The following is a 12,376-nucleotide window of genomic DNA, read 5'->3' as shown; positions in this document are numbered from 1 at the left end:
GAAAGTGGGGATTAAATGAAAATAGCAATTGGCACAACCAATAAGGCCAAAACAGAAGCAGTTGAAGTAATTGTTCGCAAATACTTTGAGGATTCTCTCTTTACTCATGTCAAAGCTGCTTCTGAAGTATCAGATCAACCGATAAGTAATGAAGAAACTAGATTAGGGGCAATGAATCGTGCTAAAAACGCCTTGATTTTAACGGATGCAGAATTATCATTTGGCTTAGAAGGTGGCGTAACTGAAATCGATGATGACATGTATGTTTGTAACTGGGGTGCATTAACTGTGTCAGACGGAATAATGTTTACAGCTGCTGGCGCACAAATTATTCTGCCAAAAGAAATTGCCCAGGAAATAAGAACTGGTGGAGAACTTGGACCGATTATGGAGCAATATACAAAGCGTCGAGATATTCGTCAAGGCGCAGGTGCTGTAGGTATTTTTACGCAAGGTTTAGTTAGTAGACAGATGATGTTTGAGCATATTGTCTCTCTTTTAGTTGGTCAATATTTGTTCACATTTTCACAAAAATAGTTAAAAAGAATTAGTGGTGAGAGGATAGTTAGGTTGCATCTTATGATTAATTTTTTTAAAATAGAAAAAAGTTAGTAGTGAAAGGAAGAGAGACATGTTATTTTCATGGCTAAGAGCAATTGGCCTAATGCTTATACTTCTTGTCCTTTCTGGCTGCAATCAATCTATTGATGATCAAATTGCTAATGGGCTCCAATTAACGGAGAAGGTTTTTGCTGAAGAGCCAGAAGAACATACAGTAGAAATTGGGGATATCAAATTATACTTACCTTCAAACTTTAAAATTGAAGACAGTTCAGATGCTTATAATATTGTGATTTCAAAAGGCAAAGAAAGCTACATTCTTTTTATCAATGATCGTGAAGCACAAGACAGTAAACTTTATTATAATCTTTTAAAAGAAAATGAAGCGGACAAAATTATCGAGGAATCGACTTTTGATAAGGATGGTCGATTTGGCTTCACAGCGGTTCTAAAAACGGACGAAGAAAATGAAATGGAGCTCATTGTTAGTAGCGGTGGTGTGAAGATGACAACCATTTCAAAGGCAAAACAAATTGAAAATAATTTGCGTGAGATGACGAAAATCGTTCATTCGGTTAAGATGAAGTAAATAGAAGGAATGAACAGAACGGTTCACAAACATGTGAGCCGTTTCATTTTGAAGTTAGGATGTGAAAAAGATGAAGCGAATGAAGTCTGAACAACTAGTCGAGCTATTAAAAAAGCAATTAACTGAAGAGAAATATGAATTTCATTTTGATAAAAAGTACGATAAATTACGCTTGAATCATAAGACAATTGAAAAAGGGATGGAGCTCTCCTTACCTGGGATCTTAGCAAAATATAATGACAAGCAAGAGTCAGCGATTGAAGAAGTTATATATACAATTGAGCAAACCTTTAATGCAATGGTACAAGAAAAAGAACAGGGTTTCCAAACGACTACACAGATTTATCCCGTGATTCGTGCCACTTCTTATCCACAGGCATCGAAAGAAGGGCATGCCTTTATTACAACTGAGCATACAGCTGAAACGCGCGTTTTTTATGCACTCGATTTAGGTAAAACCTATCGCTTTATTGATGAATCCATGCTAGAAGCCTTACAATTAACGGTAGAACAAATTCGAGAAATGGCACGCTTTTCGGTGAAACAACTACCAACCGCCTATAAAAAAGATGAGGTAGCAGGTAATATTTTTTATTTTGTCAATGTGAATGATGGCTATGATGCTAGCCGTATTTTAAATGAGAGCTTTTTAAAAGAAATGCAGGCACAAGTGGAGGGCGATATGACATTATCCGTGCCTCATCAAGATGTATTAATTATAGGTGATATTCGTAATGAAACAGGGTATGATGTATTAGCACAGATGACGATGCATTTCTTTGCAGTCGGTACTGTACCGATTACGTCATTATCTTTTATTTATGAAGATGGGGAACTAGAACCAATCTTTATCTTAGCAAAAAACAGAGTGAAAAAGGAGCAAGAATAACAATGAACGTATTTTACAACAAAGAGCATGTAGGAGATGTCTTACTAGTTCAACTAGCAACGGAGGCTATTGTGAAAACAGAAGTAGAACGTGCTGGTGATATTGCTATTTTAAGGGAAGCTCAAACGGGAGAAATTAAAGCCTTCAATTTATTTAATGCGAGCAGTTACATCCAAACAGATGCTAAAGGCTTAGTAGAAGTGACACCAGAATTAGTAGCACAGCTAGCGGTGGCAATCGAAAAAAATGGAGCTAATATTAATCTTGATGTTGATTTTTCACCAAAATTTGTGGTTGGTTATGTAGAAACAAAGGACAAGCATCCAAATGCTGACAAATTGAGTATCTGTTCAGTCAATGTAGGAGATGAGATACTACAAATTGTATGTGGAGCTCCTAATGTAGAAGCAGGTCAGAAGGTAGTTGTTGCGAAAATTGGTGCCGTAATGCCTTCGGGAATGCTTATTAAAGAAGGAAATTTACGTGGTGTTGAGTCTTACGGCATGCTTTGTTCAGCGCGTGAATTAGCGATTCCTAATGCACCATCTGAAAAAGGAATTTTAGTATTACCAGAGGATGCTATAGTTGGTAGTGCTTTTGAATCACCAACTAAATAAAAATTCCCCTATTTAAAAAAGAAATTATTAAAATTTAAATGTTTTATCATGATATTATTCCTTGTGTCAAGGTGAAATGCCCTAAATCGTTATGTTACTAATATGCTAGTAGCATAACGATTTTTTTGTTTAGAATGAGCCTCTAAATGCAAGTTTCAAGACCGTTTTTATGGTATGCTTTTTGATGTAGACATTGAGCTATTGATAAATTTAAAACTAGACAATGCTATAAATGAAGTGTAAGAGAAATGAGTGAAACGAAGTGAACTGGTTTAAAAAACAAATTAGTAAATTTATTAATAAAGAAGATGAAGACTATGAGTATGAAGAATATTATGAGGATTATGGAGAAGTTCAGTCGGAGCAATTACATACACAAAAAGAACCACCAATCGCTAAGCAAAAGACTTTCCGTTTCCCTTTGATTGACGATGATGAAGGTGAAGCATCCTATACGCACTCAAAAGAAATGTTTGATCAAATGGAAGATGATGATTATGGACAAATTGGGGATTTATCGTTACCAAAACATTTAAATCATCATATTGTCGATTCTAGTGTTTATGATGTTGAGGTTTCAGGAATTCGAGATTTACTAGCAAATCGCTCTAAACGTACAGGTAGAAAAACAATGATGAAAAGTCAGCCTTCAGAACAAGAATTTCGTTCAAGAGCAAGCTTAGTGTTTCGAGATGCACAAAATGAAACAGCTACTATAAGTCCTATGACTGCACCTGCACCAAAAGAAAAGAGTCAGCGAAAAGAACAAAAAGTTGAAAATATTATGCCTGAGAATCGCAAACGATTTGTTCCAACAGATGTGCCTTCACCTGTCTATGGTTTTGCAAAACCAAGTCCCATCAAAGATTTATTAGATAAAAGAAAAGAGGAATATGAGAAGCAAGAAACCGATGTACAGGCAGTTGAAAGGGTTACTGTTGCAAAGCCTTTAAAAGAAGCGACAACAAATGAGGTCAATGAAAATATACTAGAAGAAAAAGAGCCGGCTAGCACAAACCAAACGGTTTTAACGGAACACCATGAGATTATTCAATCGAAAGAACTTTCGACAGTAAGTGAACCAATTATTTTTGAGGAAGAACTGTTGGTTGAAGAGAACGATGATAAGGAAAATTTGTCATCAAATGTAGCTGTGCCTCAAACGACTTCTTTTGCTATGGATTTTGAAGGGCAAGAGAAGGAAGCTGTTGTTCAAGATCAAACAGTTCAACAACTTTCAGCAGATCAATCGGAAATCCATGTCAAAGAAATGATTGTGGAACAAGTACAAATAGAAAATTCTACGATCCATATTGGAGAAGTTACTGTCGTTCAACCGTCAATGGATGACCAATCTCCTGATACTGCATCGAGGGAAGAAAAAAGTCGAATTCCATTTAATGTACTAATGTTAAAAACAGATAAAGAAAAATGGAGAATCCAACAGCAATTGAAGATGGCTCAGCAGCCTATACGTGTAGAGAGCATGCCAGAAACAGAGAAAAACAAACTAGTGGATGTGATGCCAGAAAAATCATCGTCCTTAGACAGCATGACAACAAATGAAATGTCCGTTTCACCACCAGAAAATGACAACGATTTCCATATGTCAGAGACTGTTCAATTGCAAGTAGATGGTCCAGTGCAACTTGAGGTAAAAGATGAAGTAGAAAGTGTCCCTACAAAAAGTAGTGCTGAAGAGCCTATTGCTGTAATTACAATGGCTCCTGTTACATCAATGTCAAGTATCTCAACAAATGAAAGAATAGAAATTGAAAAAGCAGCAGCTGATGAAATTTCTGCAACTATTGAGCCAGAGCTTGAGTTAGAACCAGAACTTGAACTATCTTCAGAACGGGACCAAGTGTCAGAACCAGAACTAGCTATCGAACCTGAAGTAGTTTCAGAAATTGTAGAGTATGCTCCGGTAGAATCTGTTGAGAATCAAGTAGCACCACAAGAAGTAGAAGTAGAAGCTGAGATACCAGCAAAGCCTGTACACGTCTATCAAAAGCCAACGGATGAATATCTAGAGCCACCAGAGGAAAAAACACAGGATACGGATTGGATGGAGCAACAGGGCGACACATTAGTCGAAGCACTATCTTATTTCCAAGTTTCTGCTCAAATTGAATCGATTATGCAAGGTCCTGCTGTTACTCAATTTGAAATAACGGTGAGCCATGGTACAAAGGTGAGTAAAATTCGAAACTTAGCAGATGATTTAAAACTTGCCCTAGCAGCAAAAGATATTCGTATTCAAGCACCAATTCCTGGGAAGAGTTCGATCGGTATTGAGATCCCAAATAGAGTATCACGTGCTGTTCGCTTATCTGAGGTAACAAATAGTGCCTCCTTCGTTGAGTCAGATTCACCATTAGAGGCAGCATTAGGACTTGATTTGACTGGAAAACCTGTTACGTTAGATCTGCGTAAAATGCCACATGGCTTAATCGCTGGTGCAACGGGTTCGGGTAAATCCGTTTGTATTAATTCTATTTTGGTTAGTTTATTATATAAAGCTGCACCACACGAGCTAAAACTCATGCTGATCGACCCTAAAATGGTAGAGCTGGCGCCGTTTAACCATATTCCGCATTTAGTTAGTCCTGTCATTACAGATGTAAAGGCGGCAACGGCTGCACTAAAATGGGCAGTTGAGGAAATGGAGCGTCGCTATCAACTATTCGCTCATGCAGGTGCACGTGATATTACACGTTTTAATGCCATAGCTGATAAAAATAATGAACATAGCCTGAAGTTGCCTTACATTTTAATTGTCATTGATGAGTTAGCAGATTTAATGATGATGTCTCCAGCAGATGTAGAGGAGGCCATTTGCCGTATTGCTCAAAAGGCACGTGCATGTGGTATTCATTTAATTGTTGCAACGCAAAGACCTTCAGTGGATGTTATTACAGGGTTAATCAAATCAAATATCCCTACACGTATTGCCTTTGCAGTTTCCTCTCAAATTGATTCTCGTACCATTTTAGATGGGCAAGGAGCTGAAAGGTTACTTGGTCGAGGGGATATGCTATATTTAGGTAATGGTATGTCAGCGCCGGTGCGTTTACAGGGAACTTTTGTTACAGATGATGAAATTGAATCGATTATTGAGCATGTTCGTGAACAGGGTGAGCCTGATTATATTTTCGATCAAGAGGAATTATTAAAGAAAACAGAGGTGTCCGCAGAACAGGACGATTTATTTGAAGATGTTTGTCGATTTGTCTATGAGCAAGGTGGCGCTTCTACCTCATTGATTCAACGAAAGTATCATATTGGCTATAATCGTGCTGCTCGTTTAATTGACATGTTAGAATCACATGGTTTTGTTTCGGAAGCAAGAGGAAGTAAGCCACGTGAAAGTTACATTACAGAAGAAGATTTAATTACTATGTTTGAATAAGAATTGCATTGTTTTCGTCTAGATTATCTAATTTACGTCGAATTTAGTTTTTTTAGAAAAGTTACACATCTATCCTTATGCATAAAAAGTGCTATAATAGACAAGATGTGTTGAATAGTACGTATTTTTTAACACTTGTGAAGGTATTAATACCTAACCATTCGTGAAATAATACGATACACCTAATAGATGATAGATGGGATATTGAAATTCCCGGGGGGTTTAATTAATGACAGTTTTTCATTTCACAGGCATTAAAGGTTCTGGCATGAGTTCGCTTGCACAAATCTTATTTGATGCTGGTGAACAAGTACAGGGCTCAGATGTCGATAAATATTTCTTCACGGAGCAACCGTTACGTGAACGTAATATTCCAATTTTTACATTTAATGCAGATAATATTAAAGAAGGTATGACAGTGATCGCAGGTAATGCATTTTCCGATGATCACCCTGAATTAGTACGTGCTCGAGAAATAGGTGTAGAAGTCATTCGTTACCATAAATTTTTAGGTGAATATATTGGCAACTATACATCTATTGCCATCACAGGTGCACATGGTAAAACATCTACGACTGGTTTAATGGCACATGTGGTAGGTGGCTATAAACCGACATCTTATTTAATTGGTGATGGTACTGGGGCAGGTCATGAAAATGCTGATTTCTTTGTAATGGAGGCGTGTGAATACCGCCGTCACTTTTTAGCATATAATCCTGATTATGCTGTGATGACGAACATCGATTTTGATCATCCAGATTACTTCGCTAATATAGAGGACGTATATTCTGCATTTCAATCATTAGCATTACAAGTGAAAAAAGCAATTATAGCATGTGGTGATGATGAACAGCTTCAACGTATTCAAGCAAAAGTACCAGTTGTGTATTATGGATTTGGTGCTGAAAATGACTTTGAAGCTCGTAATGTTGAAAAAACAACTGAGGGTACAAAATTTGATGTTTTTGTACGTAATGAATTTTATAGCACTTTCTTTATCCCATTATTTGGGGATCATGCTGTTTTAAATACATTGGCGGTTATTACGCTATGTGAATATGAAGGCATTTCTCCAGATATTATTCAGGAGCGTTTACACACGTATAAAGGTGTAAAAAGACGTTTTACTGAGACGGATATAGGGGATAATGTTTTAATAGATGACTATGCACACCATCCAACGGAAATTCGCGCGACAATTCAATCAGCACGACAAAAATTTCCTGAACGTGAGCTAGTTGCGATTTTCCAACCACATACATTTACACGTACACAAGCTTTTTTACAAGATTTTGCGGATAGTTTGAGCCTTGCAGATACAGCCTATTTATGTGATATATTTGGCTCTGCGAGAGAAACGCAAGGCGCGCTTTCTATTCATGATTTAGCGTCACTTATTGAAGGCAGTGCAGTGATTACCACTGAAGGAATAGATATATTAACAAAACATAATGGCGCAGTATTTTTATTTATGGGCGCTGGTGATGTTCACAAGTTCCAAGATGCTTTTGAAGACGTGCTTAAAAACAATGAAACAGCTTAGTCCGTAGGGGTTAAGCTGTTTTTTCTCAAATTTAAGCAGGAATTCCGTTTTTTTTGTCGAAGATAGGGAAAGTAATAGTAAAGACAATTTACTAGCAGGAGGTCAACTTATGGAAGTGATTTTGTATATTGCAGCCATTATTGCTGCAATCGGTTTTTTAATTTTATGTGTGAGCGTGGGCATGACATTATTCTCGCTTAAATCCATCTTAAACAGCTTAGCAGGGACATTATCTGGGATTGAAGGCCAAATGGAAGGCATTACACGCGAAACAACTTCTTTATTATCAAAAACAAATAGCTTAGCAGAGGATATTCAACATAAATCTGAACAATTAAATTCAGTTGTTCAAGCTGTTAAAGGTATTGGTGACTCCGTTAATGGTTTAAATAATTCTGTTCAGCAGATTACTACTTCTGTCTCTAAAAGCGTAGAACAAAATGAAGAAAAAATTGCACAAGTTGTACAATGGAGTAATGTTGCGATGGGTATTGCTGATAAATGGAAAAAGCGAAAAATCATCGAGCAGGAAACGGTATCACCTGATGCCTATGCATTTGAAACTGTGCAAGTAGAAGAAACACCAAAAAGAAAATGGGGTCGTAAAAAATGATAATTATTCAGTGAGTATTCTATGCTGGCTGAATAAAAATAAAGTCTTAGACATATAAGTTGAAGATGCATCTGTGAAAATAGATGGACAACCAGTCTAGACAAATTTGATAATTAGATGGGGAGGAATTGTTGCATGACAACTCAAAAGCCAAATTTTAACGAAGTAAAGGAACAGCAGCTTGAAAGTTCTTTGCCTCAGCTTTATCATCCGCAAGACTCGATTTATGAAGAGGAGCGTGTAAACATGAAAGATTTTGTGATTGGCGCATTAGTTGGTGGAATCGTAGGGGCTGCTGCAGGTCTACTGTTAGCTCCAAAATCAGGAAAAGATTTACGCAGTGATGTGGCTGTACAAGCTGTTCAGCTAAAAGATAAGAGTGCAGACTTCTCGACAACTGCAAAAGATAAAACAGTTCAACTTTCTAAACAAATTCAAGAGCAATCTACACAATTAGTAGAGAAAGTAAAAACACTAAAAACAGCAAAAGCACCAACTGTTTTTGATGATGGTACGGTTTCCTTTGAAGGGGAAGAACCATTAGAGGATTATATTCCAAGTGAGGAACCAAAAGCCGAAGAAACGACAGAAAAAGCAGATCAAAAAGAAGAAACAAATGAAGAAGTTCGTGCATAATGCATAATATAAAGGGATACGTTACAAGATAAAGTTGTAACGTATCCCTTTTTTTAAATGATAGGTGTAGCTTCTAATATTATTTCTAATTGATCACCACCAAATATCTCTGTATCAAAGCTCGCTGGCTGACCATTTCTTAAAATCGTAAAATTCCCCTTAAAGGCACTTGGCAGCTGCCAATTAGAGAATCGGAAAACATCTTGATAAATCCAACGACTACGATCCTTTTCTTTAAATACTAAAGTCGCTCCATTGGGTACAGTGGATTGTGGTGACACAACCATTTTATTAACAATCGCTTCATTTGCAGTCTTCTTTAGTTCCAAAACTTCCTGTTGGAAATGAATAATGATTTTATCCTCTAGCAAAAGATTCATTTGGTCTGCGATATGCTGTACTGTTGGTAGAGATGGTTGTTGGAAGCTTATCACATCTCCATTTTGTACAGCATAGCTCAATTTGGCTACTTTTCCATTAATCATTAGCTGAGAAGAGAACTCTGGTAAATATAAAGGTTGTCCATCTACTTGAATCGTATAGGACTCAAATTGCTTTAACAAATGCCAATTATTAGTGATTTTGAATACATCCTCAATTGTTTCGGCAATATCAAAAACGACGATATCACGATCATTTAAAACGGTATCGAGTGATGCAGAAGAGTTATTGACAGAAATTTTGGGCTCAATCACATATTTGGTGTTTTGGATTGTCACAGTCTTTATTGCTGCATCATCTATAAGATCTCTTACTGTAGCCGTCGCCTGTTGCCCATCTTGGCCTTCTATTAACTGAATGGCATCTCCAGTTTTAATCAGGCTTTTTGTTGATGCCTGTTGCCCGTTTACCAATATTTCAGCAGGCTGACCATGTCCACCTGGTATAAATATGTCCTGTCCGTTGACACTGATAGATAGTCCATGTCCTGGTTTTCCATATAATTGCTTTGCGCGAATATTTGCAGCTAGAAAGGCATCTGCAACAGTCATTTCTTTTAGTTCAAAAAGGCGTACCACTTGGTTATTGACTGTTAAACTCATATATTGAATCGGCATCTTTTTAGCAGCAATGGCAATACCAATAGGTGTGACTAATTCAGGTGAGGCTTTTATATGATCTTCTTTTGTTAAGTTTTGAATAGCATCAATGCCTCGAACAGCAATACGATTAGCTGGTAAATCTAGAACTTGACCTAGTTCTGTAGTAAGGTTGGGTGTTAAACTACCGCCACCAACCAGCATAACGGCTTTGGGTGCTACTCGGTTATTGAGTCGTAGAATTTCTTCTCCGATAGACTTCGCCAACTGTTTCACTGCAGGCTCAATTGCTAAAAAAACCTCTTCCTTTGGATAGAACTGATCAAAGCCTAGAATATCTTGAATCAATATTTCTTCAGAGGTTTGTAGCTGACGTTTAGCCTCTTCAGCTACAGGGAAGTCTAGCAAATAGTGGTCGCTTAAAGCTTCTGTTATTTCATCGCCAGCTGTAGGGACCATGCCATAAGCTACAACTGTACTTTTATCCGTAATGGCAATATCTGATGTACCTGCTCCTATATCAACAAGTGCCACATTTAGGCGACGCATCGTTGGAGGAATCAGCACATTAATGGCAGCAATCGGTTCTAACGTCAATGCTTCCATCTCTAAATCAGCTCGTTTAAGAGCGGCAATCAATGATTCCACAACTACACGAGGTAGAAACGTTGCTATCACTTCGATTTGGGCTTCATCCCCTTGTTGATCCAACAAGCTTCCGATCTCCTCGCCATCCAAGCGATAATACAGGACTGAGTAACCTACACAATAATAGTGGCTAATTTTTGCATCCTCTTTTTGTTGCAAGAGTTGCTGCTGTGCTTGTTGAACAGCCTGAAGTTCCAAGCGACTAATATCTTCTTCAGTAAAAATTGGTCGATTACGAATATTGATGGTCACACTAGCTTGTTCAGTTTTCAAAGATCGACCTGCTGCAGCGACACTTACCTTTGTGAGAGGCCCATGTTTCTCTTCAAGTTCACGTTTTATTTCATTAATTAATTCTGCCACATACATGACATTATGTATTTGTCCATCTACCATGGCACGTTCTTTATGCTCTTTTACTAAAATATCTTCCACATGAAAATGATCATTTTCTTCTTGGAGAATAATCCCGACCACTGAGCGAGTGCCAATATCAAGTGCGAATAGTTTAGAACTCAATGTAATCGCTTCCTTTCGCGTCATACTTGAAAATAATTTAGCGAGTTGAAGCGCTAAATTAAAAATGCGTGACATTCTGAACAACATTGATTATAATAATGCTATTATCTAAAAATGTAACATACATTTCAGAGTTCTGAAAGTGTCTGTCATGAGGAGAGGAGCAAGAAAGCATGAGCCAAAAAGATTTAGAAAGCTTACGTAGTCAAATAGACGGTTTAAACTTAGAAATTCTTCGTCTAATTAATGAACGTGCAGCTGTAGTTGATGAAATCGGTAAAATTAAAGAAAAACAAGGTGTGAATCGCTATGATCCGCTGCGTGAAAGACACATGCTTGATCTTATTAAAGAACACAATCAAGGTCCATTAAACCAAATGACGGTTGATTATATATTTAAGCAAATCTTTAAAACAGCTTTAAAACAACTTGAGGCTGATAAAAAGAAAGAGTTGCTTGTATCTCGTAAGAAGAAGTCAGAAGATACAATTATTAATATCAATGGTGAATTAATTGGGCAAGGAAAACCATCTTTCGTATTTGGTCCTTGTGCGGTTGAGTCTTATGAGCAAGTAGCAGCAGTTGCTGCTTCTATTAAAGCAAAAGGCGAAAAGTTAATTCGTGGTGGTGCTTATAAGCCACGTACTTCTCCTTATGACTTCCAAGGTCTTGGATTAGAAGGTCTGAAAATCTTAAAACGTGTGTCCGAGGAATATGGTTTAGGTGTTATTACAGAAATCGTGACACCAGGTCATTTAGAGGAAGCATTGGATTATATTGATGTCATCCAAATTGGTGCACGTAATATGCAGAACTTTGAATTATTAAAAGCAGCAGGTGCAACAAATAAACCTGTCTTATTAAAACGAGGTTTAGCTGCAACAATTGATGAATTCATTCATGCTGCAGAATACATTATGTCTAAAGGAAATGAAAACATTATCCTTTGTGAACGTGGTATTCGTACTTATGAAAAAGCAACTCGTAATACATTAGATATTTCAGCCGTACCAGTTTTAAAACAAGAAACGCATTTGCCAGTATTCGTAGATGTTACACATTCAACAGGGCGTCGTGATTTATTATTACCTTGTGCAAAAGCAGCTATTGCAATTGGTGCTGATGGCGTCATGGCAGAGGTGCATCCAGATCCATCTGTGGCATTGTCTGACTCACAACAACAAATGGACATCCCAACATTTGACGCATTCTATGAAACGCTACAAAAATTCATGAAAAACCATGAAATTCATGCTTAATTGTTAACAGCGAACACCGCTTGCTTACTTCGGCAGGCGGTGTTTATTAT

The 12,376-nt window shown here is 37.4% G+C and carries 10 protein-coding genes; 9 read left to right on the top strand and 1 reads right to left on the bottom strand.

Annotated elements, in window-relative coordinates; all coding sequences use genetic code 11:
• Positions 1 to 15 precede the first annotated feature (15 nt).
• From NYE73_RS18430 to NYE73_RS18395, 8 genes are all read left to right on the top strand, one after another.
• Positions 16 to 537 (top strand): DUF84 family protein, encoded by a 522-nt coding sequence (locus NYE73_RS18430; protein ID WP_259948513.1) that lies wholly within the window; start codon positions 16 to 18, stop codon positions 535 to 537.
• Between the two features lie 94 nt (positions 538 to 631).
• Complete coding sequence (locus NYE73_RS18425) at positions 632 to 1,150, top strand: hypothetical protein (RefSeq protein ID WP_048393497.1); 519 nt, start codon at positions 632 to 634, stop codon at positions 1,148 to 1,150.
• Between the two features lie 70 nt (positions 1,151 to 1,220).
• Positions 1,221 to 2,039 carry a DUF1444 domain-containing protein gene (locus tag NYE73_RS18420; protein WP_081011002.1) on the top strand — a complete coding sequence of 273 codons (819 nt, stop codon included), beginning with the start codon at positions 1,221 to 1,223 and terminating at the stop codon, positions 2,037 to 2,039.
• Positions 2,040 to 2,041: 2 nt separating this feature from the next.
• Complete coding sequence (gene ytpR / locus NYE73_RS18415) at positions 2,042 to 2,656, top strand: YtpR family tRNA-binding protein (RefSeq protein ID WP_048393499.1); 615 nt, start codon at positions 2,042 to 2,044, stop codon at positions 2,654 to 2,656.
• Positions 2,657 to 2,918: 262 nt separating this feature from the next.
• The gene (locus tag NYE73_RS18410) at positions 2,919 to 6,068 is read left to right on the top strand and encodes a DNA translocase FtsK (protein ID WP_259948509.1); all 3,150 of its coding nucleotides are present in this window, start codon (positions 2,919 to 2,921) and stop codon (positions 6,066 to 6,068) included.
• A gap of 229 nt (positions 6,069 to 6,297) precedes the next feature.
• A complete protein-coding gene (gene murC / locus NYE73_RS18405; protein WP_004226102.1) occupies positions 6,298 to 7,611 on the top strand; it encodes a UDP-N-acetylmuramate--L-alanine ligase in 1,314 nt (437 codons plus the stop codon).
• Between the two features lie 109 nt (positions 7,612 to 7,720).
• Positions 7,721 to 8,224 carry a DUF948 domain-containing protein gene (locus NYE73_RS18400; RefSeq protein WP_048393503.1) on the top strand — a complete coding sequence of 168 codons (504 nt, stop codon included), beginning with the start codon at positions 7,721 to 7,723 and terminating at the stop codon, positions 8,222 to 8,224.
• Positions 8,225 to 8,359: 135 nt separating this feature from the next.
• Positions 8,360 to 8,860, top strand: a complete 501-nt coding sequence (locus NYE73_RS18395) for a YtxH domain-containing protein (RefSeq protein ID WP_004226105.1) — start codon at positions 8,360 to 8,362, stop codon at positions 8,858 to 8,860.
• Positions 8,861 to 8,913: 53 nt separating this feature from the next.
• On the opposite strand, the gene pilM is transcribed toward NYE73_RS18395, so the two are convergent.
• Positions 8,914 to 11,067: a pilus assembly protein PilM gene (pilM, locus tag NYE73_RS18390; RefSeq protein WP_048393505.1), complete on the bottom strand. Its 2,154-nt coding sequence runs from the start codon at positions 11,065 to 11,067 to the stop codon at positions 8,914 to 8,916.
• A 173-nt stretch (positions 11,068 to 11,240) separates the two neighbouring features.
• Here pilM and NYE73_RS18385 point away from each other — a divergent pair, with 173 nt between their 5' ends.
• On the top strand, positions 11,241 to 12,326 hold the full coding sequence (locus NYE73_RS18385) for a bifunctional 3-deoxy-7-phosphoheptulonate synthase/chorismate mutase (protein WP_004226108.1): 1,086 nt from the start codon (positions 11,241 to 11,243) through the stop codon (positions 12,324 to 12,326).
• Positions 12,327 to 12,376: the final 50 nt, after the last annotated feature.

The organism is Lysinibacillus sp. FSL K6-0102 (genome assembly GCF_038003545.1).
In the GTDB taxonomy this organism is placed as follows: Bacteria; Bacillota; Bacilli; order Bacillales_A; family Planococcaceae; genus Lysinibacillus; species Lysinibacillus capsici.
The sequence above is the reverse complement of the archived record's forward strand: the minus strand, read 5'-3'. Positions and strand labels throughout refer to the sequence as shown.

Bases quoted from the DNA above. Each gene is read 5' to 3' on its own strand.
- NYE73_RS18430 (WP_259948513.1), top strand. From the start codon at position 16: ATGAAAATAGCAATTGGCACAACCAATAAGGCCAAAACAGAAGCAGTT.
- NYE73_RS18425 (WP_048393497.1), top strand. From the start codon at position 632: ATGTTATTTTCATGGCTAAGAGCAATTGGCCTAATGCTTATACTTCTT.
- NYE73_RS18420 (WP_081011002.1), top strand. From the start codon at position 1,221: ATGAAGCGAATGAAGTCTGAACAACTAGTCGAGCTATTAAAAAAGCAA.
- ytpR (WP_048393499.1), top strand. From the start codon at position 2,042: ATGAACGTATTTTACAACAAAGAGCATGTAGGAGATGTCTTACTAGTT.
- murC (WP_004226102.1), top strand. From the start codon at position 6,298: ATGACAGTTTTTCATTTCACAGGCATTAAAGGTTCTGGCATGAGTTCG.
- NYE73_RS18400 (WP_048393503.1), top strand. From the start codon at position 7,721: ATGGAAGTGATTTTGTATATTGCAGCCATTATTGCTGCAATCGGTTTT.
- NYE73_RS18395 (WP_004226105.1), top strand. From the start codon at position 8,360: ATGACAACTCAAAAGCCAAATTTTAACGAAGTAAAGGAACAGCAGCTT.
- NYE73_RS18385 (WP_004226108.1), top strand. From the start codon at position 11,241: ATGAGCCAAAAAGATTTAGAAAGCTTACGTAGTCAAATAGACGGTTTA.